Origin of the sequence: Pseudomonas sp. TE3-3-F2023, from assembly GCF_036784815.1 — a bacterium.
Taxonomy (GTDB): Bacteria; Pseudomonadota; Gammaproteobacteria; order Pseudomonadales; family Pseudomonadaceae; genus Aquipseudomonas; species Aquipseudomonas pudica.
The window spans coordinates 1,734,650-1,760,337 of sequence record NZ_CP145113.1; the positions used below are offsets into that span (position 1 = coordinate 1,734,650).

22 protein-coding genes are annotated in these 25,688 nt (G+C 64.1%); 11 read left to right on the forward strand and 11 right to left on the reverse strand.

The annotated features are described in order from the left end of the window. Positions 1 to 68: 68 nt before the first annotated feature. Together pta and V3314_RS07870 are read right to left on the reverse strand one after the other, a co-directional pair. On the reverse strand, positions 69 to 2,156 hold the full coding sequence (pta, locus tag V3314_RS07865; RefSeq protein WP_046616043.1) for a phosphate acetyltransferase: 2,088 nt from the start codon (positions 2,154 to 2,156) through the stop codon (positions 69 to 71). A 31-nt stretch (positions 2,157 to 2,187) separates the two neighbouring features. After that, positions 2,188 to 2,490 carry a DUF3565 domain-containing protein gene (locus V3314_RS07870; protein WP_108480137.1) on the reverse strand — a complete coding sequence of 101 codons (303 nt, stop codon included), beginning with the start codon at positions 2,488 to 2,490 and terminating at the stop codon, positions 2,188 to 2,190. On the opposite strand from V3314_RS07870, the gene V3314_RS07875 reads away from it, so the two are divergent. Then, positions 2,489 to 2,974 (forward strand): peptidylprolyl isomerase, encoded by a 486-nt coding sequence (locus tag V3314_RS07875; RefSeq protein WP_003259610.1) that lies wholly within the window; start codon positions 2,489 to 2,491, stop codon positions 2,972 to 2,974. The genes V3314_RS07870 and V3314_RS07875 overlap by 2 nt on opposite strands. 144 nt (positions 2,975 to 3,118) lie before the next feature. After that, complete coding sequence (locus tag V3314_RS07880) at positions 3,119 to 3,601, forward strand: glutathione peroxidase (protein WP_046616045.1); 483 nt, start codon at positions 3,119 to 3,121, stop codon at positions 3,599 to 3,601. 131 nt (positions 3,602 to 3,732) lie between these two features. Here the strand turns inward: V3314_RS07880 and V3314_RS07885 are convergent, their stop codons facing one another. Beyond that, positions 3,733 to 4,923: a glycosyltransferase family 1 protein gene (locus tag V3314_RS07885; protein WP_338460114.1), complete on the reverse strand. Its 1,191-nt coding sequence runs from the start codon at positions 4,921 to 4,923 to the stop codon at positions 3,733 to 3,735. Positions 4,924 to 5,095: 172 nt separating this feature from the next. On the opposite strand from V3314_RS07885, the gene V3314_RS07890 reads away from it, so the two are divergent. Beyond that, positions 5,096 to 6,412: a PAS domain-containing methyl-accepting chemotaxis protein gene (locus V3314_RS07890; protein WP_046616047.1), complete on the forward strand. Its 1,317-nt coding sequence runs from the start codon at positions 5,096 to 5,098 to the stop codon at positions 6,410 to 6,412. Between the two features lie 53 nt (positions 6,413 to 6,465). Here V3314_RS07890 and cysZ read toward each other — a convergent pair whose 3' ends face one another. Further along, a complete protein-coding gene (gene cysZ, locus V3314_RS07895; RefSeq protein WP_085600724.1) occupies positions 6,466 to 7,194 on the reverse strand; it encodes a sulfate transporter CysZ in 729 nt (242 codons plus the stop codon). 329 nt (positions 7,195 to 7,523) lie between these two features. On the opposite strand from cysZ, the gene trxB reads away from it, so the two are divergent. After that, entirely contained in the window at positions 7,524 to 8,486 is a 963-nt protein-coding gene (gene trxB / locus V3314_RS07900) for a thioredoxin-disulfide reductase (RefSeq protein ID WP_025337720.1), read from the forward strand. 61 nt (positions 8,487 to 8,547) lie between these two features. Here the strand turns inward: trxB and nadC are convergent, their stop codons facing one another. Then, positions 8,548 to 9,396, reverse strand: a complete 849-nt coding sequence (nadC, locus tag V3314_RS07905; protein WP_046616049.1) for a carboxylating nicotinate-nucleotide diphosphorylase — start codon at positions 9,394 to 9,396, stop codon at positions 8,548 to 8,550. A 242-nt stretch (positions 9,397 to 9,638) separates the two neighbouring features. On the opposite strand from nadC, the gene V3314_RS07910 reads away from it, so the two are divergent. The 3 genes from V3314_RS07910 to ampE all read left to right on the forward strand — a co-directional run bounded on the left by V3314_RS07910 (position 9,639) and on the right by ampE (position 13,313). Beyond that, positions 9,639 to 11,786, forward strand: a complete 2,148-nt coding sequence (locus V3314_RS07910) for a DUF1631 domain-containing protein (RefSeq protein ID WP_338460115.1) — start codon at positions 9,639 to 9,641, stop codon at positions 11,784 to 11,786. A gap of 127 nt (positions 11,787 to 11,913) precedes the next feature. Continuing rightward, the gene (gene ampD, locus V3314_RS07915; RefSeq protein WP_196188802.1) at positions 11,914 to 12,486 is read left to right on the forward strand and encodes a 1,6-anhydro-N-acetylmuramyl-L-alanine amidase AmpD; all 573 of its coding nucleotides are present in this window, start codon (positions 11,914 to 11,916) and stop codon (positions 12,484 to 12,486) included. After that, positions 12,483 to 13,313, forward strand: coding sequence for a regulatory signaling modulator protein AmpE (gene ampE, locus V3314_RS07920; RefSeq protein ID WP_025337724.1), 831 nt, complete (start codon positions 12,483 to 12,485; stop codon positions 13,311 to 13,313). The genes ampD and ampE overlap by 4 nt, the downstream gene beginning before the upstream one ends. Positions 13,314 to 13,439: 126 nt before the next feature. On the opposite strand, the gene V3314_RS07925 is transcribed toward ampE, so the two are convergent. Together V3314_RS07925 and cra are read right to left on the reverse strand one after the other, a co-directional pair. Beyond that, complete coding sequence (locus V3314_RS07925) at positions 13,440 to 14,216, reverse strand: TatD family hydrolase (RefSeq protein ID WP_046616052.1); 777 nt, start codon at positions 14,214 to 14,216, stop codon at positions 13,440 to 13,442. A gap of 2 nt (positions 14,217 to 14,218) precedes the next feature. After that, positions 14,219 to 15,214 (reverse strand): catabolite repressor/activator, encoded by a 996-nt coding sequence (cra, locus tag V3314_RS07930; protein WP_046616053.1) that lies wholly within the window; start codon positions 15,212 to 15,214, stop codon positions 14,219 to 14,221. Positions 15,215 to 15,498: 284 nt separating this feature from the next. On the opposite strand from cra, the gene ptsP reads away from it, so the two are divergent. From ptsP to V3314_RS07945, 3 genes are read left to right on the forward strand one after another with little or no spacing between them, the layout of a single operon-like run. Then, the gene (ptsP, locus tag V3314_RS07935) at positions 15,499 to 18,351 is read left to right on the forward strand and encodes a phosphoenolpyruvate--protein phosphotransferase (protein WP_338460116.1); all 2,853 of its coding nucleotides are present in this window, start codon (positions 15,499 to 15,501) and stop codon (positions 18,349 to 18,351) included. After that, positions 18,352 to 19,299, forward strand: a complete 948-nt coding sequence (gene pfkB, locus V3314_RS07940) for a 1-phosphofructokinase (protein ID WP_153670677.1) — start codon at positions 18,352 to 18,354, stop codon at positions 19,297 to 19,299. It abuts the gene before it with no gap. Then, positions 19,296 to 21,035, forward strand: coding sequence for a PTS fructose-like transporter subunit IIB (locus V3314_RS07945; RefSeq protein WP_046616056.1), 1,740 nt, complete (start codon positions 19,296 to 19,298; stop codon positions 21,033 to 21,035). The genes pfkB and V3314_RS07945 overlap by 4 nt, the downstream gene beginning before the upstream one ends. A 121-nt stretch (positions 21,036 to 21,156) precedes the next feature. Here the strand turns inward: V3314_RS07945 and V3314_RS07950 are convergent, their stop codons facing one another. After that, positions 21,157 to 21,378, reverse strand: a complete 222-nt coding sequence (locus V3314_RS07950; RefSeq protein ID WP_046616074.1) for a DUF3820 family protein — start codon at positions 21,376 to 21,378, stop codon at positions 21,157 to 21,159. Between the two features lie 203 nt (positions 21,379 to 21,581). On the opposite strand from V3314_RS07950, the gene V3314_RS07955 reads away from it, so the two are divergent. Continuing rightward, on the forward strand, positions 21,582 to 22,058 hold the full coding sequence (locus V3314_RS07955; RefSeq protein ID WP_046616057.1) for a PA2169 family four-helix-bundle protein: 477 nt from the start codon (positions 21,582 to 21,584) through the stop codon (positions 22,056 to 22,058). Here V3314_RS07955 and V3314_RS07960 read toward each other — a convergent pair. The 3 genes from V3314_RS07960 to V3314_RS07970 all read right to left on the reverse strand — a co-directional run bounded on the left by V3314_RS07960 (position 22,055) and on the right by V3314_RS07970 (position 25,532). Further along, complete coding sequence (locus V3314_RS07960) at positions 22,055 to 23,545, reverse strand: sensor domain-containing diguanylate cyclase (protein ID WP_046616058.1); 1,491 nt, start codon at positions 23,543 to 23,545, stop codon at positions 22,055 to 22,057. The genes V3314_RS07955 and V3314_RS07960 overlap by 4 nt on opposite strands. Positions 23,546 to 23,768: 223 nt before the next feature. Further along, on the reverse strand, positions 23,769 to 25,103 hold the full coding sequence (locus tag V3314_RS07965; RefSeq protein WP_046616059.1) for an OprD family porin: 1,335 nt from the start codon (positions 25,101 to 25,103) through the stop codon (positions 23,769 to 23,771). Positions 25,104 to 25,307: 204 nt separating this feature from the next. Further along, on the reverse strand, positions 25,308 to 25,532 hold the full coding sequence (locus tag V3314_RS07970; protein WP_046616060.1) for a hypothetical protein: 225 nt from the start codon (positions 25,530 to 25,532) through the stop codon (positions 25,308 to 25,310). Between the last annotated feature and the right edge of the window lie 156 nt (positions 25,533 to 25,688).

Genomic DNA, 25,688 nt, shown 5'->3' on the forward strand with positions numbered 1-25,688 from the left:
GCTCAAGGGCTATGCAAATCCTGTGGGAGCTGGCTTGCCGGCGATGGGCTGCAAAGCAGCCCCAGCTTTTAGCCCGCCACGCTGGCCTGAATCGCCGTCAGGGCAATGGTATGCACGATATCGTCAACCTGAGCCCCGCGCGGCAGGTCGTTCACCGGCTTGCGCAACCCTTGCAGCATCGGTCCCAGGCTGACCCCGTCGGTGCTGCGTTGCACCGCCTTGTGGGTCGTGTTGCCGGTGTTCAGGTCAGGGAACACGAACACCGTCGCCCGCCCGGCTACCGGGCTGCCCGGTGCCAGGTCCCGTGCGATCGCCGGGTTGGCCGCCGCGTCATACTGCAACGGCCCGTCGATCAGCAGGTCTTGCGCCGCGTCCTGTGCCAGGCGAGTCGCTTCGAGCACTTTCTCGACTTCCTCGTCGCTGGCCGAATCGCTTGAGTAACTGATCATCGCCACCCGTGGCGCGATGCCGAAGGCCTGCGCCGATTCGGCACTCTGCCGGGCGATCTCGGCCAGTTCGACAGCACTTGGGTGTGGGTTCATCACGCAGTCGCCGTACACCAGCACCTGCTCGGGGAACAGCATGAAGAAAACCGACGACACCAGGCTCGAGCCCGGTGCGGTCTTGATCAACTGCAGGGCCGGGCGGATGGTGTTGGCGGTAGAATGCACCAGGCCCGAGACAAGGCCATCCACTTCGTCCAGCGCCAGCATCATGGTACCGATCACCACCGGGTCTTCCAGTTGCTGCTCGGCCATTGGTGCATTGAGGTTCTTGCTCTTGCGCAGTTCGACCATCGGCTCCACGTAGCGCCGGCGAATCACCTCGGGGTCGAGGATTTCCAGGCCAGGAGGCAAGGTGATGCCCTGGGCGCGGGCCACGGCATCGACATCCTCGGGCTTGGCCAGAAGCACGCAGCGGGCAATCCCGCGGGCCTGGCAGATAGCTGCAGCCTGCACCAGCAGCGGCTCGGCGCCTTCCGGCAGGACGATGCGCTTGTTGGCCTGCTGCGCTCGCTGGATCAGCTGATAGCGGAACACTGCCGGCGACAGGCGCAGTTCGCGCGGGGTGCCGCAACGCTGGTGCAGCCAGGCGGCGTCGAGGTGGCTGGCGACGAAGTCAGTGATGAATTCGGCGCGCTCGCGGTCGTCCACCGGGATTTCTCGGTTCAGCGAGTTGAGCTGGTTGGCGGTGTCGTACGAGCCGGTACTGACCGACAGGATCGGCAGGCCAGCCTGCAGGGCGCCACGGCACAAGCCCAGGATGCGTGGGTCTGGCTTGCCGTCACTGGTCAGCAGCAGGCCGGCCAGTGGTACGCCGTTGATCGCTGCCAGGCTGACGGCGAGGATGATGTCGTCGCGGTCGCCCGGCGTCACCACCAGGGTACCCGAGGTAAGCAGCGGCACCGTGTTGGCCACGGTGCGCGCGCAGATGATGATCTTGCTCATGCGCCGCTGTTCATAGTCGCCGGCATTGAGCACCTGGGCACCGAGCAGGTCGGCCACGTCTCGGGTGCGCGGTGCGTTCAGTTCGGGCTGGTAGGGGATGCAGCCGAGCAGCCGGAAGTCGTTGCCGCGCAGTAGCGGCGAGTGTTCGCGCAGGCGGGTGGAAAAGTCCGCCATGCTTTCGTCGGTGCGCACCTTGTTGAGGATTACACCGAGCACTTTCGGGTCGCGCGGGCCGCCGAACAACTGTGCCTGCAGTTCGACCCGGCCGGACAACTCGCTGAGCACTTCGTTTTCCGGTGCAGATACCAGTATCACCTCGGCATCCAGGCTCTTGGCCAGGTGCAGGTTGACCCGCGCCGCATAGCTGGCGTGGCGCGTGGGCACCATGCCCTCGACCACCACCACGTCGTTGCCGATGCAGGCTTGCTGGTAGAGGCGGATGATTTCTTCGAGCAACTCGTCAAGCTGGCCATCGCCGAGCATGCGCTCGACGTGGGCCAGGCTCAGCGGCACAGGGGGCTTGATGCCGTGGGTGCGGGCGACCAGCTCGGTGGAGCGCTCGGGGCCGGTATCACCCGGGTGGGGCTGGGCGATCGGCTTGAAGAAGCCGACCTTCAGGCCGGCACGCTCCAGGGTGCGCACCAGGCCCAGACTGATAGAGGTCAGGCCGACACCGAAATCGGTCGGCGCAATGAAAAATGTCTGCATGCGTGCTTCTCGAAATAAGCGGTGCAAGAAATTAACGGCCAAGGGTAGCGCTATCGGCCCCTTGTGCGCACCAGCCGCAAGCGAAAGGCTGGCCGATGCTCTGTGCGCGCTGGGCCGGGTCGAGCACCCAGGGGCGCGCCTGCCACGGCGGCTGGTGGCGCAGGTGCTGGGTGTGGCCGCAGGACAGTTCGGCCACCCAGTGGCCCTCTTCGTCCTGGTGGAAGCCGGTGATCCGACTGATGGGCCGTTGCTCGTCCGCAGTGCGTTCGCAATCGGGCGATGGCTTGGTTACACTTGTTCGCTCTACATACTTTTGCAAAAGGTCTTGCCCCATGCTGATCGCCGCCAACAAGGCTGTCTCCATCGACTATACCCTGACCAACGACGCCGGGGAGACCATCGACAGCTCCGCTGGCGGTGCACCGCTGGTTTACCTGCACGGTGCCGGCAACATCATCCCGGGCCTGGAAAAAGCCCTGGAAGGCAAGCAGGCCGGTGACGAGCTGAACGTTTCCATCGAGCCGGAAGATGCTTACGGCGAATACCTGGCCGAGCTGGTCAGCACACTGAACCGCAGCCTGTTCGAAGGTGTCGACGAGCTGGAAGTGGGCATGCAGTTCCATGCTTCGGCACCGGATGGCCAGATGCAGATCGTCACCATCCGCGACATCGACGGCGACGACGTGACCGTCGACGGCAACCACCCGCTGGCCGGCCAGCGCCTGACCTTCCAGGTCAAGGTAGTCAACGTGCGTGATGCCAGCGACGAAGAAATCGCTCACCGCCACATCCACGGTGAAGGTGGCCATCACCACTGATTTTCTGCGCTAAGCTCAGATAGTCGCCAGGCGCTCGGGCAAGCCGATTTGCCTTCCTACGGGAGGTGGACGGCTTGGACGAGCGCCTTTTTAGTGGGCGGAATTCGTCTGCGCGGCAACCGGGAACCTGAGAGGGGATTCATCATGAGTGCATTTCACGACCTGAAACTGGACGCGTTGAACGGCGGGGAGCTGCCCCTCGCACCGTTCAAGGGCCAAGTGGTGCTGGTGGTCAACGTTGCCTCCAAGTGTGGTCTCACGCCGCAATACAAGGCCCTGGAGAACCTCTACCAGATTTTCAAGGAACGGGGCTTCAACGTGCTTGGCCTGCCATGCAACCAGTTTGCCGGCCAGGAGCCAGGCAGTGAAAAGGAAATCCAGGAGTTCTGCAGCCTCAACTACGGGGTGAGCTTCCCGCTGGGCGCCAAGCTGGAGGTCAACGGGCCGCAACGCCACTCTCTGTACCGCCTGCTGGCGGGTGAGGGGGCAGAGTTCCCGGGGGACATTACCTGGAACTTCGAGAAGTTTCTGGTGGGCAAGGACGGGCGGGTGCTGGCGCGTTTTTCGCCGCGCACGGCGCCGGATGATCCGGCTGTGGTACAGGCTATCGAGAAAGCCTTGGCCTGAAGCGCCTGACGCGGTCCCTCTGTAGGAGCGGCCTTGTGTCGCGATCGGGCCGCATAGCGGCCCCCGGATATCAGCATTGTCGCAACTATCGAGGGGCTGCTCTGCAGCCCGATCGCGACACAAGGCCGCTCCTACACAGATCGCGTAGCACCCAGCCTCGAAGCTGGCGAAGTCGCAGCCTGGTTCCGGGCTGCATGCAGATACCCCTCGAACTGCTCGACAATCCCTGGCCAGCCCTGGCGGCTGGCATGCCGCCGCGCATTCAGGCGCACCCGGCGCAACGTCTCCTCTTCTTCCAGCAGCCAGCAGGCAGAGTCGATGAACGCTGCCTGATCCCCCGGCATGGCCAGTGCACCGCTGTGGCCATGGCGAATATGCTGCGCAGCGGCCGCTTCGTCATACGCGACCACTGCCAACCCCGAGGCCATGGCTTCGAGCACTACATTGCCAAAGGTTTCGGTCAGGCTCGGAAACAGGAACAGGTCACCGCTGGCATAGTGTTCGGCCAGCACCTCGCCGCGCTGGGCACCGCAGAACACGGCATCCGGTACCTGCTGTTCCAGGGCGGCACGCTGAGGGCCGTCACCCACCATGATCAGGCGCAGGCGCTTGTGTGGATACGTTTTCTTCAGGGCCTCCAGGCATGGGCGCAACAAACCCAGGTTCTTTTCTGCCGCCAGCCGCCCGACATGCAGTACGGCGATGTCATCCGGGCCGAGCCCCCAGCTTTCCCGTAATGCCGGGCTGCGCCGGGCCGGGTTGAACAGGCAGGCATCGACCCCTCGGGCCAGTAGCTCCAGGCGTTCGAAACCGCGGCGTTCAAGCTCCAGGCGCTGGCTGAGGCTGGGTACCAGGGTGGTCGTCGTGCGCCGATGGAACCAGCGCAGGTAGTTGGTGAGCAGGCGCGTCAGCAGGCCCAACCCGTACTGGCCGGAATACTGCGGGAAATTGGTGTGGAAGCCGCTGACCACCGCTACTCCCAGGCGCCGGGCTGCGCGCAGTGCGCTGAGCCCAAGTGGCCCCTCGGTGGCGATGTACAGCACATCCGGCCGTTGCCGACGCCAGCGGCGCATCAGCTTGTGCATCGACACCTCGCCCCACTGCAAGCCCGGGTAGCCAGGCAGTGGCCAGCCACGGCACAGCATCAGGTTCGGGTCGTTCTGCAGCGGTGTTTCACCGGCCTGGCGCGGGCGCACCACTTCGATTTCATGGCCGCGTTGGCGCAACCCTTCGCTCAGGCGGCCAAGGGTATTGGCCACGCCGTTGATTTCGGGTGGGAAGGTTTCGCTGACCAAGGTAATGCGTAGGGCGGGTGTATTCATGACAAAAAGTGTCCGCCTGCTGGATTGCGCCAATGTGACTGTCGTGTGACGTACAGGTGACGCCTGATCGCCGACGCTTTTCGCCTTGTGAATTTTCCTTGCAAGGGTGCTCAAGAGGGAGCAACGGCAGCCGATGAAGATGCATTCGACGATGCGCTCCAGGAGAGCGGTGATGTTCAACAACAAGCTCAAGCAAGAAATCCGGCAGTTGCGCGAAGACCTGATGTCCATCGAACAGGTCAAGAGTAGCCTCGACAGCGAGATGCTGGTACTGCAACTCGACCCGCAGGGGCGGATCGAGATGGTCAACGGCAACTTCGAGAGCGAGATGCTCTACCGTGCCGAACAATTGCTTGGGCGCAACATCGAGGACATCGTCCCCGCCCATGTGAAGTCGCTGGATTTCTACCAGCGCATGAAAGGTGCGATCAGCCGCGGTGAACACCTGAACGGTGCATTCCGCCTGCTGCGCGGCAATGGCCAGGAGGCCTGGTTGCGGTCGATCCTGCAGCCGGTAAAGAACAGCGAGGGGCGCATCAAGTATTTCACGCTGCACTCCAGCGACCTTACCCGCACCATCGAAACCTCCCGCGAGCACGAAAGCCTGATCAAGGCCCTGATGCGCTCCACCGCCGTGATCGAATTCGCCCTCGATGGCACCGTGCTCACCGCCAACGAACGCTTCCTGGCCACCGTCGGTTACCGCCTGGAGCAGATCCGTGGCAAGCATCACCGCATGTTCTGCGAGCCGGAGGAGGCCAACTCGGCCGGCTACCAGGCGTTCTGGGACAAGCTGCGCCGTGGCGAGTATGTTGCCGACCGCTTCAAGCGTATCGATGCCCATGGCCGGGTGGTCTGGCTGGAGGCTTCATACAACCCCATCTTCGATGCCCATGACGTGCTGTACAAGGTGGTCAAGTTCGCCACCGTCATCACCGAGCAGGTCAACCAGGAGCAGGCGGTGGCCGATGCGGCGGATGTCGCCTACAACACCTCGCTGGGCACCGATGCCAGCGCCCGCAAGGCCACCGATGTGGTCACCCAGAGCGTCAGCGTGATGCGCGGGCTGGAAGCTTCGATGCAAGAGGCGGCAGAGGGCATCCAGGCGCTGGATACCCAGTCGCGGGTGATCGGTTCGATCATCAAGACCATCAGCGACATTGCCGGGCAGACCAACCTGCTGGCGCTGAATGCAGCCATCGAAGCGGCCCGCGCCGGCGAGCAGGGGCGCGGGTTTGCCGTGGTTGCAGATGAAGTGCGCCAGCTGGCCTCGCGCACCAGTACCGCCACCGAGGAAATCGCCCGGGTGGTGCAGCAGAACGAGCAACTGGCCCAGGCGGCAGTGGCGATCATCGACACCAGCAAGCGCCAGGCCGAGCAGGGGCTGGCGCTGGCGGACGAGACAGGGAGCGTGATTGTCGAGATCCAGGACGGGGCGAAGCGGGTGGTGGATGTGGTCGGGCAGTTTTCCAGCCGGTTGGGGCAGTAGGAGCAGGATCAGACGCGGTCTGCTTCTTGTGGGAGCGCAAGGTCCGAGAGGGATCAGTTGCGCTCCCGCACCCAGAACAAGGTGGCCCCGGCCACCGCCGCCGGCATCATCAGCACGTTGACCAGCGGAATCATCAGCGCCAGGTAGGTTATTCCGCCAAAGCCCAGCGACTGCCAGCGTTTGCTGCGTAGCCAGGCCAGCATGTCCTGCCAGCTCATCTTGTTGTTGTCCGCCGGGTAGTCGATGTACTGGATAGCCATCATCCACACCCCGAAGATCAGCCAAAGCGGCGCTGCCACCACGTTGACCACCGGGATCAGCGACAGGATGAACAGGCCGATGGCCCGCGGCAGGAAGTAGCCCAGCTTGCGCATTTCACGGCCAAAGGTACGTGGCACCATGGCCACCAGTTCGCCCCAGCTGAACGCCGGGAAGTTGTCCTGGCCACGCACCACCACCTCGACCTTTTCCGCCAGAAAGCCATTGAAAGGGGCGGCAATGATGTTGGCCACCAGGGTGAAGGTGAAGAACACCATCAACACCACCAGGGCGACGAACAGCGGCCAGAGGATGTAGGTAAGAAAGCTCAGCCAGCTTGGCAAGCTCGGCATCAGGGCGTCCACCCACAGGCTGAACTGGTGGCCGGCGAAGTAGATCAGGCCGCCGAACAGCAGCAGGTTGACGGCCAGTGGCAGCAGCACGAACAACCGCAGGTTGGGGCTCAGCACCAGTTTCAGGCCTTCGCGCAGGTACTGGGGGCCAGAGAGGACAGGGGCTTGCATCGAGATACTCCGCAGAGAAGGAAAACGCGCTGACCTTACCGAGTTTGCCGCGCCGACGGAAGGCGAGCAGCGGGCGGGAAACCGGCTGTAACAAAAGCGGCATGGCTTGGCTATCGATGAAATCGCTGAATAGACGATGCCTATGAGGTGGATTGTCGAAGGATATTTCCTTAATCTTTGCGACCTCGCTACAGTGCGCTCAACTTTCCGCTTTCAGGGCCTGCGCGTTGTAGCCTTCCCCAAGTGCTGCGTGGGTCCTTTTTAATTTTCCTGCTGGCGCAGCCGGCACACCGATGCCGGCCCAGCGGCCCGCTCGACAGGAGTTCGACATGTCTGAAGTACGTCATTCGCGCGTCATCATTCTCGGTTCCGGCCCTGCCGGTTACAGCGCCGCGGTGTATGCCGCCCGTGCCAACCTCAAGCCGCTGCTGATCACCGGCATGCAGGCCGGCGGCCAGCTGACCACCACCACCGAAGTCGACAACTGGCCGGGCGACCCCCACGGCCTGACCGGTCCTGCTCTGATGCAGCGCATGCAGGAGCACGCCGAGCGTTTCGAAACCGAAATCGTCTTCGACCACATCAACGCCGTCGACCTGGCCAACAAGCCCTTCACCCTGCAGGGTGACAGCGGCAAGTACACCTGCGACGCGCTGATCATCGCCACTGGCGCCAGCGCCCGTTACCTGGGCCTGCCGTCGGAAGAAACCTTCATGGGCAAGGGTGTGTCGGCCTGCGCCACCTGCGACGGCTTCTTCTACCGCAACAAGCCGGTTGCCGTGGTTGGTGGCGGCAACACTGCCGTGGAAGAGGCGTTGTACCTGGCCAACATCGCCAGCAAAGTGACCCTGGTACACCGTCGCGACACCTTCCGCGCCGAGAAGATCCTGGTCGACAAGCTGCACGCCCGTGTGGCCGAAGGCAAGATCGAGCTCAAACTCAACGCCACCCTGGACGAAGTGCTGGGTGACAACATGGGCGTGACCGGTGCGCGCTTGAAGAACAACGACGGCAGCAGCGACGAAATCAAGGTCGACGGCGTGTTCATTGCCATTGGCCATACCCCGAACACCTCGCTGTTCGAAGGCCAGCTGACCCTGAAGGACGGCTACCTGGTGGTCAACGGCGGCCGTGAAGGCAATGCCACCGCCACCAACGTCGAGGGCGTGTTCGCCGCCGGTGACGTGGCTGACCACGTTTACCGCCAGGCCATTACCTCGGCCGGTGCCGGCTGCATGGCGGCGCTGGATGTCGAGCGTTACCTGGATGGGCTGGCCAACGCTTCGTTCTGATCCGAGAGCGCCCCCCAAAAAAACCGGCTCAATGGCCGGTTTTTTCATGCCTGCAATCAGCTCACAGGCTCAACCGCATCGACAGGTCCACCGCCTTCACATCCTTGGTCATGGCGCCAATCGAGATGTAATCCACCCCAGTCTCGGCAATCACCCGCAAGGTCGTCTCGTTGACCCCGCCACTGGCTTCCAGTTTGGCCTTGCCCGCGGTAATGCGCACTGCTTCGCGCATCTCCTCCAGGTTCAGTTCGTCGAGCATGATGATGTCGGCACCTGCGGCCAGTGCCTGGCGCAGTTCATCGAGGCTTTCCACTTCGATTTCCACCGGCTTGCCCGGCGCAATGCGGTGCGCCGCAGCCACGGCCGCGGCCACTCCGCCACTGGCGGCGATGTGGTTTTCCTTGATGAGGAAGGCGTCGTACAGGCCGATGCGGTGGTTGTCGCAACCGCCGCAAGTCACGGCATACTTTTGCGCCAGGCGCAGGCCCGGCAGGGTCTTGCGTGTGTCCAGCAAGCGCACCTGGGTGCCTTCCACCAAGTCTGCCAGGAAGCGCGCACGGGTGGCGACACCCGACAGCATCTGGAGGAAGTTCAGTGCACTGCGCTCGCCACTGAGCAGCGAACGCGCGGGCCCTTCCAGATGGAACAGCGGCTGGTTGGCCGTGGCGCGCTCGCCATCGGCCACCTGCCAGTGCACCGCCACGCGTGGGTCGAGTTGGCGGAACACGGCGTCGACCCAGGCGGTGCCTGCGATCACGCAGTCTTCGCGGGTGATGATGGTCGCCTTGGCCAGGCGCTCCGCCGGGATCAGCTGTGCTGTGATATCGCCACTGCCGATGTCCTCCAACAGCGCGCGGCGCACGTTGGCTTCGATTTCAGCGGTCAGGTCGGCAAGGCGTAGGTTCGGCATGGTCGGCTCCACAAGCTAGATGCCGGCGATTATAGGGCAGGGGGCCGGTGTGTACAGTCGCCTCGGCGATGACCTTTGGTCGGCCGGTGTGAGCAAGCGGGGTAAATCAGGGTCATTAGCCAGCCAGTGAAACGGCGCTGGCAGCTGTGCGGGTTTTTACCGATAATGGTGACCAGTATTTGGCGTCATGACTTTGACGATCTTCAGCCCCTTTGGGCGAGACACCCTGCAAGGAGTACAGGATGCAAAAAGAAGGCAAGGTGGTGCCCTTGGCGGCAGCCATCGATCGAGGCGGGCGTGCGCCTCTCCCTTGCCTTCCGGTGTTGCTTCTGCAAGTGCGGGACAAGGCCGCCTTGCAGTTGCGTCAGGGCCTGCAGGACTTGTTCGACAACGCCGACGACACCCTCTTCGAGATGGCCGACAAGGCCTTCGACCGCAGTGACCAGAACCTGTACTTCGAGGCCATGCGTGACCTGCGCCTGAAGCGCAAGAGCATCGAGCGCGGTTTTCTCGACACCTTCTATGATGCCTTTGCCCGTATCGGCCAGGTCGACCTGCTGGCGCGCCTGGTCGAGCCGGGCAACCTGCGCAGCAAGGCCCAGGTGGAGAGGGCCGCCGCGATCGAAGGCATGGTCGCGCGGGTGCTGTCACGTGACGGCATTGCCTTGCAGCAACTGGGCCTGCGCTTGCAGCTACTGCTCGACCGCCCCCTGCACGAGCAGCACAACCCGCTGGGGCCCGCGGCGCTGTGCGGCTACTTCCTGGACGCAGGCCGTAACCTGGGGGTTGGCCTGCGGGTCAAGCTGGTCCTGCTCAAACTGTTCGAGCGCTATGTGTTGCGCGATGCCGATATGATCTATGGCGAAGCCAACCAATTGCTGGCCGCCGCCGGTGTGCTGCCCGAGTTGCCACCGGCACCGCGCCGGCGCGCCGAAGACCGGCGCATGAACGCACGGCGCGGGCCGGCGAACCTGAGGCACGAGGTGGGTGCGGACGCGGCAGGGCAGGCGTTCTTTGCCTCGTTGCAAACTCTGCTGGCCCCGGCGCGTGGGCAGTTCGCGCCTCGTTTGCAGGCGGTGGCCGCCGCCCAGCCAATCAGCACCGCCGACCTGCTGCGGCTGCTTTCGCATTTGCAGCACTATGTGCCCGCTACCCACGAGGACGATGATTTCGAGCTTGGCCAACAGCTTGAACAATTGCTGCTGCGGGTGAGCGTGCGCAGCGGCACACGGCGGCGCATCGACGTGGCCGACGAGGACATGATCAACCTGGTTGGCCTGCTGTTCGCCTTCATCCAGAGCGACGACAACCTGCCGGCCAGCCTGCGTGCGTTGATCGGGCGCTTGCATATTCCGCTGTTGAAAGTGGCCCTGCTGGACAAGGGGCTGTTCAGTCGGGCCAGCCACCCGGCCCGCCGCCTGCTCAACGAGATCGCTGGCGCGGCAATCGGTTGGGAATGCGGCAGCGACGGCATGCGCGACAGCCTGCACCTGCGGGTGGAGCGTATCGTCCAGCGCCTGCTCAATGATTTTGCCGAGGATGCCAGCCTGTTCGCCGAACTGCTCGAAGACTTCCTCGCTTTCAACCAGGACGAGCGGCGGCGCAACGAGCTGCTTGAACAGCGTACCCGCGACGCCGAAGAAGGGCGTGCCCGTGCGCTGCAGGCCAGGCAGCAGGTGCAGCATGCACTCAATCAGCGGCTGCGCGGCCGGTTATTACCGCAAGTGGTGGTACAGATGCTGGTGCAAGCCTGGAGCCAGGTACTGCTGCTGGCCTGGCTAAAGCAGGGTGAGGCATCCCAGGCCTGGCGAGACGCCTTGCAGACGATGGACACGCTGCTGGTCAGCATCACCCCGCCGCATGAACCGCATGCCTTGCTGCAGCAGGTGCCGGACCTGCTCAAGGCACTGCGCGATGGCCTGGCCAGCGTCGCCCTGGACTCGGCAAAGACCCGCGAGTTCTTCCTGCAACTGGAGCAGTTGCACCTGCGAGCCTGCGCGGGTACCGCGATGCAGCCCGGTGGAGAGGTCCAGCCGCTGAACGAGGTGCTGGTGGACGAGGACATCGTCCTGGCGATTGCCGAAGAACCCGCTTGTGCTCCGTTGCAGTTTGCCGACGGGCAGGCAGTGGCGCTGCGCCAGGTGCAGCGCCTGCGTATCGGTACCTGGGTCGAGGTGCTGGACGAGGACGAACCGTTGCGCTGCAAGCTGGTGGCTCGCATCGACAGCAGCGACCGGCTGGTGTTCGCCAACCGCACCGGCATGAAAGTGCGTGAATGGAACGGAGCCAGCCTGGCCCAGGCACTGCACCGAGGCGACGTGCGAGTGCTGGATGACGGGCTGCTGTTCGAGCGGGCGCTGGAAGCGGTGCTCGACAGCTTGCGCCGTTAGGAGCAACGGCCCTGCGCTAGGGCTGCAAGCATGCCAGCTCCCTCAGCATTACAATGATTCACATGCAAACGCCGTTGGCCACAGGGCATACTGTTGACCTGTTCACGGCGTTTTCAGGATCTGCCCCATGCAATTGGACCGTGCCACTGGCTGGTTCCACGGAATCGGAATCACCCACTGCCCCTCGCCGAACTTCAATCCCCGCCCCGAAGGCGAATCGATTTCCCTGCTGGTGATCCACAACATCAGCCTGCCGCCTGCCTGTTTCGGTACTGGCAAGGTCCAGCAATTCTTCCAGAACCGCCTGGACCCCGACGAACACCCTTACTTCGCCAGCATCAGCCACCTGACCGTGTCGGCGCACCTGTTCGTCGAGCGTGACGGTGCGGTGACCCAGTTCGTGTCGTTGCTCGACCGCGCCTGGCACGCCGGTGTGTCGTGCTTCGACGGGCGTGAAGGCTGTAACGATTTCTCCATCGGCATCGAACTGGAAGGCACCGACGACCTGCCTTATACCGATGCGCAGTACGCGGTGCTGGAGCAACTTACCCGGCACATCCGCGGTGCCTGGCCGGCCATCGACCTGGGCCGCATCCAGGGTCACAGCGACATTGCCCCGCAGCGCAAGACCGACCCCGGCCCGGCTTTCGACTGGCCGCGCTACCGACAGGCGCTGCTGCAAAACGAGGACAAGGCATGAGTTTTCTGGTGTTGTTGCTGGCGCTGTGGGTCGAGAAATTCTCGGCCCTGCGCCATCAGGTGCAGCGCGATGGGTTCTTCCTTGGCGAACTGGTGCGCCTGGAGCGCAGCGGCAAGGTGCACCCGTGGTGGACGCTGGCCATCCTGGTACTGGCACCGGTAGCGCTGCTGGTGTTGCTGCTGCATGTACTGGACCCGGTGGCGTACGGCTTGCTGGCATTGCCGGTGCACCTGCTGGTGCTGATCTACAGCTTGGGCCGCGGCGATGCCAAGGCATCGTTGGGGCCGTTCCGCGATGCCTGGCGGCGCGGTGACGACCAGGCCGCGTTACATGTGGCCGAGCGCGACCTTGGGCTGGCGGCCGACGAACCGCACAGCCTGTTGGTGCGGGTACAGGGCAACCTGCTGTGGCAGGTGTACCAGGGCTTTTTCGCGGTGATCTTCTGGTACTTCGTGCTGGGTCCGGGGGCCGCCCTGGCCTATCGCCTGCTGGCGCTGTGCGGCGAACACAGCAAGCAGCCAACGTTGAAGGCCCGTGCCGAGCAGCTGAGGCATATCATGGACTGGTTGCCGGTGCGGGTGCTGGCCTTGAGCTTTGCCCTGGTCGGCAACTTCCTCGCGGTTACCCGTGTGATGCTGCACGAGGTGCTCAACTGGCACATCAGCGCAGCGCACCTGGTGGCCCGGGTCGGGCGCATTGCCGATGACATTCCCGAGGAAGAAGACAGCCAGCGCGGGCTGGGGCGGCTGGACAGCCTGTGGGAGCTGCTGCTGCGCTGTGCGGTGCTTTGGTATGCCGGGTTTGCGCTGTGGACGGTGCTTGTCTGAACTGACACGCTGGCTTCTTCGCGGGCTTGCCCGCTCCCACAGGTACTGCGCCGGCCTACGATTTGCGCGGCCCCTGTGGGAGCGGGCAAGCCCGCGAAGAGGCCCACGCAGGTGCCAGCACTTCAGTTACCAGCCAAACAACTCGCAAGCATTGCGGGTGCTGGCTTCAGCCAGCTCCGCGACATCCACACCCATCACCTGCGCCAGCGCCCCGGCAATTTCCGGCAGGTGCTCCGGGCTGTTCCTCACCCCTGGGTACATGACCGGCGCCATGTCCGGCGCATCGGTCTCCAGCACCACGCTGTCTAGCGGCAACCGCGCCAGGGTCTTGCGCAGCCGTAGGGCCTGCGGCCAGGTACCCGCACCGCCAAGCCCAAGCCGGAACCCCAGCTTGATGTATTCGCGGGCCTCTTCGTAACTGCCGGCAAACGCATGTATCACCCCCGCCCGCGCCGGCTTGTAGCGCTTGAGCGTGGCGATCACCTGGGCATGGCTGCGGCGCACGTGGAGCAGGGCGGGCAGTTCGAAGTCGCAGGCCATCTGCAGTTGCGCTTCGAACAGCGCCTGCTGGCGGGCCTTGTCCAGGTCTTCGAGGTAATAGTCCAGGCCAAACTCGCCTACGGCACATAGCCGTGGGTCGCCGTGCAGGCGCTCCAGCCATTCGTGCAGCTGCACCAGGTGCTCCGGGCGATGCTGGTCCAGGTAGATGGGGTGCAGGCCGAGCGCGGCGAACAGTTGCTGGTCGGCACAAGCCAGGTCCCACACCCGCTGGAAATTCGCCTGGTACACCCCCAGCACCACCATCCGCTCAACCCCTCGCGACATCGCGTTGGCCAGCAAGCGCGGGCGGTCGGCGTCGAAGTCGGCGAAGTCCAGATGGGTGTGGGTGTCGATCAGGCGCATGTTCAGGCCGCTGTAATGCGTTGCTTGAACGTTCGACCGACGGCATGCACGCCAGGTTCGTAGCGTTTGTCCTCGATCGCGGCCAGTGCCAGTTCCAGGGCGGTGGCGGCAATCAGGCCATGTTGCTGGGCCATGGCATTGACTGGCAGCGGCAGGAAGTCGAGCAGCTGGTTGTCGCCAAAGGTACCCAGTTGCAGCTGGCGCGAGTCGGCAGGGCGCGCTTGCAGGGTGTCGAACACCCCTTGCAACAGCACGTAGGAGGTAGTCACCAGGGCGTCCGGCAGGCCGCCAAGGTCGTCGATCAACTGCTGCATCAGGCGCTGGCCGCACTCACGGCTGAACGCTTCGCCCTGATAGCGGCGAACTTCGCCGGCATAGCCTTGCAGTGCTTCGTCGAAGCCGCCGGCACGTGCCTGGCTGACCGACAGCTCGGGGCGTGCGCCGATCAGTGCGATGCTGCGCGGGGCGGCGTTGAGCAGGCTGGCGGCCAGCTGGCGGCTGGCATCGCGGTCGTCGCTGATCACCGAGCAGAAGTGCGCAGGGTCCAGGCGGCGGTCGATGGCGATCACCGGCAGGCCTTTGTCCTGCAGTTCGCGGTAGCTGTCGTCCTCTGGCGGCAGGCAGCTGGCGACAAACAGTGCATCGCAACGGCGGGCGCGGAACAGCTGCTGCAACTGGCGCTCGCTGTCGGGCTGGTCGTCGCTGCTGGCGATCAGCAACTGGTAGCCGCGGGCGCGGGCACCTTGTTCGAGTTGCTTGGCGATGCGGGCGTAGCTGGGGTTCTCCAGATCCGGGAGAATGAAGCCCAGGGTGCGGGTATGCCGGCTGCGCAGGCCAGCGGCCTGCGGGTTGGGGGTGAAGCCGTGGGCCTCGACCACCGCGCGTACCCGCTCGACAGTGCTGTTGCTGATGCGCTGCTGTTCGGCCTTGCCATTGATGACGTAGCTGGCAGTGGTCACGGACACACCGGCCAGACGGGCGATATCGCTGAGTTTCACCGAATTTTCCTTGTTATTACCGGGGCTGGCTGTGAGCCCTGACCGGGTATTTTGACCCGGCGAGGGCGCCACGCGCAGACGACCATTGTCGCAATTGTCCGACAGGATGGGGCTTTTTCCTCGGCAGATTATCGAGTAACGTGGCCGTCTGGTCAGATTAATCGTTTCAGCTGCCGAATTTTCTGCCTCGGCTGCCATACGTGCAAGGCTGTTGAACTGGCCGTTCATGTGAATTTCACAACAATACTCCAGTACCCGACCGGGAACTGCAAAAGGAGAAGGTCATGCTCGAGCTCGCCAAGGAGCAGATAGCCATGGGCCAGAAGGCCGCCGACAAGGCCGAGGCATTGCGCCTGCTGGCCGACCGGCTGGTCGCTGACGGCCTGGTCGCCGAGGGATACCTGCAAGGGCTGCAGGCCCGAGAGGCACAAGGCTCCACCTTCCTTGGGCAGGGCATCGCCATCCCCCATGGCACGCCACAAACCCGCGACCTGGTTTACGCCACCGGCGTGCGCCTGTTGCAGTTTCCCGAGGGCGTGGACTGGGGCGATGGCCAGATGGTCTACCTTGCCATCGGCATTGCTGCCCGTTCCGATGAGCACCTGCGCCTGCTGCAACTGCTGACCCGCGCCCTGGGCGAGACCGACTTGGCCGAAGCATTGCGCCGCGCCGGCTCCGCCGAGGCGTTGCTGAAACTGTTACAGGGCGCGCCGCAGGAACTGGCACTGGATGCACAACTGGTCGGCCTGAACCTGGCGGCCGAGGATTTCGATGAACTGGCCTGGCGCGGCGCCCGCCTGTTGCAGCGCGCCGACTGCGTCGACAGCGGTTTTGCCGCCGTGCTGCAGCAGGCCGAGCCGCTGCCGTTGGGCGAGGGCATGTGGTGGCTGCACAGCGAGCGCCAGGTGCGCCAGCCGGGCCTGGCATTCATCACCCCGCAGCAGCCCCTGCGTTACCGCGACCAGCCGCTCAACGGCTTGTTCTGCCTGGCCAGCCTCGGTGCTGCCCACCAGGCCTTGCTCGAACGCCTGTGCGAGGTGCTGATCGAAGGCCGCGGGCAGATGCTTTACCAGGCCACCAGCAGCCGCGCGGTGCTGGAGGTGCTGGGCGGTGAGGCACCGGTGGACTGGCCCAGCGCGCGCGTGGTGCTGGCCAACCCGCATGGTTTGCACGCCCGGCCGGCAAAGGTATTGGCGCAGCTGGCCAAAGGTTTCGAGGGGGAAATACGTGTACGCCTGGTCGACAGCGCGCAGCCAGCGGTGTCGGTGAAGAGCCTGAGCAAGCTGCTCAGTCTCGGTGCCCGGCGTGGCCAGGCGCTGGAACTGGTGGCTGAGCCAGGCATCGCCGCCGATGCGTTGCCGGTGCTGCTGGCTGCCATCGAGCAAGGCCTGGGCGAAGAGGTGGAGCCACTGCCACAGAGCGCGGCGACCGTAGCAGGCGCAGCCGCCGAAGTGCTGCAGGCGCCCGCAGCCGGTAGCCGCATCCACGGTGTGGGTGCGGCGCCCGGCATTGCCAGTGGCCCGGCGCATGTGTGCGTCGAGCGTGAGTTCGACTACCCCCTGCGCGGCGAGTCCTGCGTTCTGGAGCGGCAGAAGCTGCGTGAAGCCGTGGCGACTGTCAATGGCGAGTTGCAGGCCTTGGTCCAGCGCAGCGACAAGGCCATTGGCGAAATCTTCGTCACCCATCAGGAAATGCTCGCCGACCCGGCTCTGACCGATGATGTCGAGCAGCGCCTGGGCCAGGGCGAGAGCGCCGCAGCCGCCTGGATGGCGGTGATCGAGGCGGCGGCGCGCCAGCAGGAGTCGCTGCACGATGCCTTGCTCGCCGAACGTGCTGCTGACCTGCGTGACATCGGCCGCCGTGTGCTGGCGCAGTTGTGTGGTGTGCAGGCCCAGGCTGAACCCGAGCAACCCTACGTGCTGGTGATGACCGAAGTCGGCCCGTCCGATGTCGCCCGGCTGGACCCGAGCCGCGTAGCCGGTATCGTGACCGCCCAGGGTGGCGCCACCGCCCACAGCGCCATCGTCGCCCGTGCCCTGGGCATCCCGGCGGTAGTGGGCGCGGGCGCGTCGATACTGCTGTTGGACAGTGGCACGCCGTTGCTGCTCGATGGCCAGCGTGGCGTGGTCAGCGTGGCGCCGCCAGCGGATGAACTGCAACGGGCCCTGGCCGAGCGAGACCTGCGCGAGCAACGCTTGCAGGCCGCCTGGGCCAACCGCTTCGAGCCGGCGGTCACGCGTGATGGTCACGCGGTCGAGGTGTTTGCCAACATTGGCGAGAGCAACGGCATTGCCAAGGTAGTGGAGCAGGGCGCCGAAGGCGTGGGCCTGCTGCGCACCGAGCTGATTTTCATGGCTCACACCCAGGCCCCGGATGTGGCGACCCAGGAAGCCGAGTATCGCCGTGTGCTCGATGGCCTCGACGGGCGCCCGCTGGTGGTACGCACCCTTGATGTTGGCGGGGACAAGCCGCTGCCGTACTGGCCGATCGCCGCCGAGGAAAACCCGTTCCTCGGCGTGCGCGGCGTACGCCTGACCCTGCAGCGCCCGCAGGTGATGGAGGACCAGCTGCGCGCCTTGTTGCGCGCGGCCGACCAGCGCCCGTTGCGCATCATGTTCCCGATGGTCGGGCAGGTGCATGAATGGCGCGAGGCGCGCGCCATGGTCGAGCGGCTGCGTGCCGAGATCCCGGTAGCCGACCTGCAGCTGGGCATCATGGTCGAAGTGCCCTCGGCGGCGCTGCTGGCACCCCAACTGGCGCGCGAGGTGGACTTCTTCAGCATTGGCACCAACGACCTGACCCAGTACACCCTGGCCATCGACCGTGGCCACCCCAGCCTCTCGGCCCAGGCCGACGGCCTGCACCCGGCGGTGCTCAGCCTGATCGACATGACCGTGCGCGCCGCCCATGCCCATGGCAAGTGGGTGGGCGTGTGCGGCGAACTGGCGGCCGACCCGCAGGCAGTGGCCGTGCTGCTGGGCCTGGACGTGGACGAACTCAGCGTCGCCGCGCGCAGCATTGCCGAAGTCAAGGCCCTGGTCCGCCAGGCCGATCACCAGACGGCCCGCGCCTTGGCGCGCGAGGCCCTGCAACAGGACAGCGCCGCAGCGGTTCGCGCGCTGGTGGAGCGTTACTGAATGGCCAAGATCCTCACCCTCACCCTGAACCCGGCGCTGGATATCACCATCGGCCTGGATACCCTGCGCCCGGGGCTGGTCAACCGCAGCCATGAGCAGCACAGCCACGCCGCGGGCAAGGGGCTGAACGTTGCCCAGGTACTGGCCGACCTGGGGCACAGCGTCACCGTTGGCGGCTTCCTCGGGCGTGACAACCTGCAGCCCTTCGAGGCGCTGATCGACTGGCGCGGCTTCGTCGACTGCTTTGTCCGCGTGCCGGGCGAAACCCGCAGCAACATCAAGCTGGTCGAGGATGATGGCCGTGTCACCGACATCAACGGCCAAGGCCCGGAAGTCGACGAAGCGGCACGTAGTGCATTGCTGCGGCGCCTGACGCAGATTGCCCCAGGCCACGACGCGGTGGTGGTGGCTGGCAGCCTGCCGCGCGGGATCAGTGCCGAGTGGTTCCGCCAGTTGCTCGAACAGCTCAAGGCGCAAGGCCTCAAGGTGGCCCTGGACAGCAGCGGCGAAGCCCTGCGTGCCGGCCTGCAGAGCTCGCCCTGGCTGGTCAAGCCCAATACCGAAGAGCTGGGCGAGGTGCTTGGCCTGGCTGTGGATGACCCGGCGCAGCAGCGCGCTGCTGCCGAGCGCCTGCTGGCCAGTGGCGTCGAACACGTGGTGGTGTCGGCGGGTGAGCAGGGCGTCAGCTGGTTTACCAATCGCCATGTCGTACATGCTTGCCCGCCCAAGGTGCAGGTTGCCAGCACGGTGGGCGCAGGTGATTCGCTGGTGGCAGGCATGGTCCACGGCTTGCTGCAGGGCGAAGCTCCGGCAAAGACCTTGACCCGCGCCACCGCGATCGCTGCACAGGCTGTTACCCAGGTTGGTTTCGGTATCCGTGACCGCGAGCAACTGGCGCGTCTTGAAGCCGCCGTGCAACTGACAGAACAACAAGAGGGTTGCCGATGAACATTGCCATTGTCACTGCCTGCCCCAACGGCCAGGTGTCGAGCCTGCTGAGCGCGCGCTTGCTGTCCGCCGCTGCACAGCGGCGCGGCTGGAGCACCAGCGTCGAAGTGCAGGATGCCGGCCACCCCGAGCGGCAACTGAGCGCCGCGCAGATCGCCGAGGCCGACTGGGTGCTGGTAGTCAGCACAGGCCCGGTGGACCTGGAGCGTTTCGTCGGCAAGCGTGTGTACCAGAGCACGCCGTCCCAGGCTTTGGCCGACCGCGAAGGCTTCCTCGATGAGGCGGCTTCCAAAGCCTGTCTGCTGGCCACGGTGCCAGGCCTTCTGGCCGAAACTGGCAGCGCTGGCGCACGCATCGTTGCCGTCACGGCCTGCCCGACTGGCGTTGCGCATACATTTATGGCTGCGGAAGCCTTGCAGCAGGCCGCGCAGCAACTCGGCTACCAGCTCACCGTCGAGACTCAGGGCTCGGTCGGTGCGCGCAACCCCTTGTCCGCCGAAGCCATCGCCGCAGCCGATGTAGTGCTGCTGGCCGCCGACATCGAAGTGCCCACCGCGCGTTTCGCCGGCAAGCGCATCTACCGTTGTGGCACCGGTATCGCCCTAAAGCAGGCCCGTGCCACCTTGGACAAGGCCTTGGCCGAAGCCAAGGTGGAAAACAGCAGCGATGCTGCAGCGGCGAGCACGCCAGCGAAGGGCGAGAAGACCGGGGTATACAAGCACCTGCTCACCGGCGTGTCGTTCATGCTGCCGATGGTGGTGGCTGGCGGCCTGCTGATTGCCCTGTCGTTCGTGTTCGGTATCGAGGCCTATAAAGAACCGGGCACCTTGCCGGCGGCGTTGATGCAGATCGGCGGTGAGGCTGCGTTCAAGCTGATGGTGCCGCTGCTGGCAGGCTATATCGCCTGGTCCATTGCCGACCGCCCGGGGCTGGCGCCCGGCATGATCGGTGGCCTGCTGGCCAGCACCCTGGGTGCCGGTTTCATCGGTGGTATCGTCGCCGGCTTCCTCGCCGGCTACAGCGCCAAGGCCATTGCCCGCTGGGCACGCCTGCCCAGCAGCCTGGAGGCACTCAAGCCGATCCTGATCATTCCGCTGCTGGCCAGCCTGTTCACCGGCCTGGTGATGATCTATGTGGTCGGCCAGCCGGTGGCGGCGATGCTGGAAGGGCTTACGCATTTTCTCGACAGCATGGGTACCACCAATGCCATCCTGTTGGGCCTGTTGCTGGGTGGCATGATGTGCGTCGACCTGGGCGGACCGATCAACAAGGCGGCTTATGCCTTCTCGGTGGGGCTGCTGGCCTCGTCGAGCTATGCGCCGATGGCGGCGACCATGGCCGCCGGCATGGTGCCACCAATTGGCCTGGGTATCGCCAGCTTCCTGGCCCGACGCAAGTTCGCCCAGAGCGAGCGTGAAGCGGGCAAGGCTGCCCTGGCGCTGGGGCTGTGCTTCATCTCCGAAGGGGCTATCCCGTTTGCCGCCAAAGACCCGCTGCGGGTGATCCCGGCCAGCGTGGCCGGCGGGGCATTGACCGGGGCTTTGTCGATGTACTTCGGCTGCAAGCTGATGGCGCCGCATGGCGGCCTGTTCGTGCTGCTGATCCCCAATGCGATCAACCATGCGCTGCTGTACTTGTTGGCGATCGTGGCGGGTAGCCTGCTGACGGCGGTGGTGTATGCGGTGATCAAGAAGAGCGAGCGGGTGGAGTTGGCGGTAGCGCCGGTGAAGGGTTAGAGATTTCAGCGGGCCTTACTGGCCTCTTCGCGGGCACGCCCGCTCCCACAGGGTCACTGCAAGCTTCAGGATCATGCAGTACCTGTGGGAGCGGGCGTGCCCGCGAAGAGGCCGGAACAGGTCACCGCCGATGCTTCTGCCGCAACGGCACCAGCAGCTCACCCAGCCCGTTGTGATCGATCTCGTGCATCAACGCCAGCAACCCACCCAATTCCCCCGCCGGGAAACCCTTGCGCGCAAACCAGGCCAGGTAATCCCCCGGCAGGTCGGCAATGATTCGTCCCTGGTACTTGCCAAACGGCATGGTGCGGGTCACCAGCAGTTCGAGGGTTTCCGGCTTCATCATCGGCGGACCTGGCTGTCGAAAAGCGCCGACCATACTGCAATCTGCACGAAGGCCCAAGCGGCAATCATGCAGAACGCCGTGTTCAACCTTTACCGGTATATTTATATCTAGTTGATTTTAAAAGATTTTATAGATGGGGCTCGCTTGGCACGAAGGCTGCTCCCTTACAGATGACTATCACCTGCCAAGGAGTTTGTGCCATGAGCAATCCCAACAAAGACGTTATCGACGTGCTCAACGACCTGATCGAGTACAGCAAGGATGGCGAGAAAGGCTTCAAGGCCTCGGCCGATGATGTGAAGAACCCAGAACTGAAAGCGTTCTTCGTTCAACGTGCCGGTGAGTGTGCCAATGCGGCCGGCGAACTGCAGAGCGAGGTGCGTCGCCTGGGTGGTGACCCGGAAACCTCTACCAGCATCAGCGGTGACCTGCATCGGGGTTGGGTCAACCTCAAGGCGATGGTCACCGGCAAGGATGAGGAAGCGGTGCTGAACGAGGTGGAGCGGGGCGAAGACCATGCCCTGAAGGCCTATAAGGAAGCCCGCGAAAAACTGGTGAAGTTGGGCCGCACCGCCAGCGACCAGACCTACAACCTGGTGGAAAAACAGTTGCAAGGTGTGCAGCGCAACCATGACCAGGTCAGGGCTTTGCGCAACGCCGCACGCGCTCGTAGCTAGTCGGCAGGCCCCTCTACCCGGTTGCGGCCCTTGGCCTTGGCCCGGTAGAGCGCTTCGTCCGCAGCACCCAGCACTCTCGCCAGATCGTGCTGGGTGCCTGACAGGCCGATACCGATGCTCACCGTTACCGAGTGGGCATCATCGGCAAACGGCGCCAGCGCCTCGACACTGGTACGAATGCGCTCGGCCAGCAACTGCGCACCTGCCAGGTCAGTTTCCGGCAGCACCACTTGAAATTCCTCCCCACCGTAACGCGCAGCCAGATCGGCCGGGCGGCGTATGCACGCCTCGATGGTCTTTGCCACCTCGCGCAGGGCATGGTCGCCCCCGGCATGGCCATGGCGCTGGTTGAACGCCTTGAAATGGTCCACATCCACCATCAGCACCGCCAGCGGCTTGCGGTTGCGCTGGGCACGTGCCCATTCCTGGCGCAGTACCTGATCCAGGTGACGGCGGTTGGCCAGGCCGGTCAGGCTGTCGGTGGCGGCCAGGGTCGCCAGGCCCTGTTCGGCTTCGTGGCGGCGGCGTAGTTCGCGGCCCAGCAGCAGGGTCAGCCAGAGGATGCCCACACACAACACACCGGTGGCGACGCTGACCAGGGTTGCAGTGCGGCGCCAGGATTCGAACACGTCTTCGGCCGAATGCACGACCAGTACGATCAGCGGCAACTGCGCGACCCGGGCGAAGGTGTACATGCGCGGTTTGCCGTTGCGGCTGGAGCGGGCGGTGAAACTGCCGCTCTGCTCGCTGAGAATGCGTTTGAAATTGGGCCGCTCGGCATAGTTGCTGCCAATCCGCGGGTCTTGTGCGCGGCTGGGCTGGCGAGCCAGCAGTTGGCCGTCAGTGTTGAGCAGGTTGATGCTGCTGTCTTCTCCAATGTCCAGGCGCTGAAACAGCTCACTGAAGTACGACAGGCGCAGTGCACCCGCTGCCAGGCCGGTGAACTCGCCATTGGCGCCGGAGATACGCCGGCTGAAACTGATGCACCAGCCCAGGTCGCCGAGCCCGGCCTTGAACGGCGGGCCCACCAGCAGGCCGAGGTTGGCATTGTGCAGGTGCGCCTGGAATATCCCTGTGTCGCTGAAGTTGGCCTTGCGTGGCACGCTGCTGGTGGAATCGCCCACCACATTGCCTTGCTTGTCCAGCCACAGCACATCACCGCGCTTGCGGTCGACGAAGGCTTCATTGAACAGCAGGCGTTGGCGAACCGGGCCGGGGATTTCCGGCAATTCCTTGCGCCCGACCGCCCAGATCAGGCCCTGCAGCGACTGGTCGTAGAGTTCGACGTTGCGCAGGATGTCGCTTTCGATCAGCTGGACGATATTGTTGGACGAGCGAATTGCCGACAGCTCGACATTGTCGCGCTCGCGCGCCAGCAGATAACTGACGATGGCCACGATGGCGAGCACGGCAAGGCAACTGCCCAGGTTGAGGATCAGCTCGGGGTGCGACCTGTAGAGTGCGAAACGCGGTAATCGGGTGGTCATGCTCGCTACTGCGTGGGCAGGGCCATTCGCGGCGGCGACATTCTAGGGAAGCGGGGATTGTCGGACAAGATTTGTCCGACGGAATCACGCCGGGGCTGTTGCGCAGCCCATCGCCGGCAAGCCAGCTCCCACAAGTACCGCACAAGGCTTGAGGTCTATGCGGTCGATGTGGGAGCTGGCTTGCCGGCGAAACGAGGGCGAAGCCCTCGCATCCGGTCCTGGATCAGAACACGTTCAACGGGTAATCCACGATCACGCGAAGTTCATCGTTGTCGCTGTTGCTGTCGATCGATGCATAGCCCTGGCTGCCACGGTGGGTGGCATAGCGCACCAGCACCGACAGGTCCTTCAGATCACCCTCCTGGAACACATACTTCACGTCCAGGTCGCGCTCCCAGTGCATGGCATTCTTGCCATCGGCGCGATAGTAGTCGTAGTGGGTGGTGTCCTGGACGGCTTTGGTCAGGTCGGCCTCACCGCGCGAGTACGACAGCACCGTGGTCAGGCCAGGGATGCCCACGCCAGCGAAGTCATAGTTGTACTGCAGCTTCCATGAGCGCTCGTTCGGAGCGTTGAAGTCCGAGTACATGCGCGAGTTGTCCAGGTAGATGCTGTCGCCCAGGTTGATGTAATCGAACGGCGTGTTGCCATTGACCCGCTGGTAGGCGGCGGTGACGCTGTGGAACCCGGCGTTGACGGTGAAATGCACGCTGTAGGTGTTGTTGTCGATCTTGCCCAGCAAGGCCTGGCCGGTGTCCTGGGTGTGGTAGAAGTGCACGCCCGGGTTCAGGCTTACCAGGTCGTTGACCGCATAGGTGTAGTCGAAATCGGCGTAGTACTGGTTCCAGATGTCCTTCAGCTCGGCCGCATACAGGTTGGCGGTGATGTCAGGGGTACCGCTCCACGAAGCGCCGGCCCAGTTCAGGTGCTTGCTCTTGTCATGCTCGCCCAGCGAACCGTAATAGGTGTCGATGCGGCGGTGGCCACTCTGGTTGTACGGCTTGGTGAAGCTCACCTGGCCGCCTTCGAGCAGCAGGCCGTCGATGCTGGTGTTGGTCAGGCTTACACCACGGAAGGTCTGCGGCAGCATGCGGGTTTCGCCGCCAGCGATCACTGGGTTGGTGAGGAACAGGTCACCGGCTTTGAGCTCGGTGTCGAACGCCTTGAGCTTGACTGCGGCACCGGCGGTGGAGAACGAGTGCGGGGCAGCACCCAGTTCGTCTTCGTTCTTTTGGTGAGTAGGCAGGATGCTGGTGCCAGCATGGCCGCCGCCACCGTCGAGCTTCAGGCCCAGCATGGCGTGGGCGTCCAGGCCAAAGCCGACCACACCTGGGGTGTAGCCCGACTCGAAGCGTGCAACCGCGCCCTGGCCCCACTCGCGGGTGTCGCGCACGCCGGCGTTGTGGTTGTCGCGGTTGAAGTAGGCATTACGGAAATGCAGGTTGAAGGACGAGCCTTCGATGAAGCCATCAGCCTTGTCTTCATCTGCCTGGGCGGCGAAAGGGATCGTTGCAGTCAACGCAATGAACAGCGGGGTAAAACGAAACGCGGAAGGCACCGTTACTAGCTCCTTGGGTCTGGCGGTGGGGCAGTTTTTATTTTCGAATGTGCGTCTTTTTTTAAATGGACGTTACAGCTCGGCTGATAGTTGAAGCACATAAAAAAAGCCGCTGATCGGCAGCGGCTTTAAAAGGCTAACATATCGGCACCGGTGGTGCCCATGGCGTAGCCAAGGGAAAACGGGAGCAGCGAGAGCGCTTTATCAGCTGTCGGCATTGGCATCGACAGAGATCTTGGAAGCTGTCTGTTTTGCGTCTTTCGCGGTGTCTGCCTGTTGCGCGGCTACGGTTTCGCGGGCCTCTTGGTGGACCGCGGCGAACTCGGCATTACGGGTGACGAAAGCCTTGGATTCTTCAGCCATGGCCAGGGGCGACAACAACAGGGAAGACAGGATGAAAACGCTGGCAATACCCATACTGTTGGACATTTGAAACTACCTTCTTGCGGTGCAAGTGCTAATGAGGACGGGGGTAAAGTTAGTCCTTTCATAGCTCTTGAAACAGAGTGAAGCGCGATAAGCACTGTTGCGCAAAAGGTAATTATCTTCGAAAAAGCAATTGGACTTTCGCCGAAAACCAGCAGC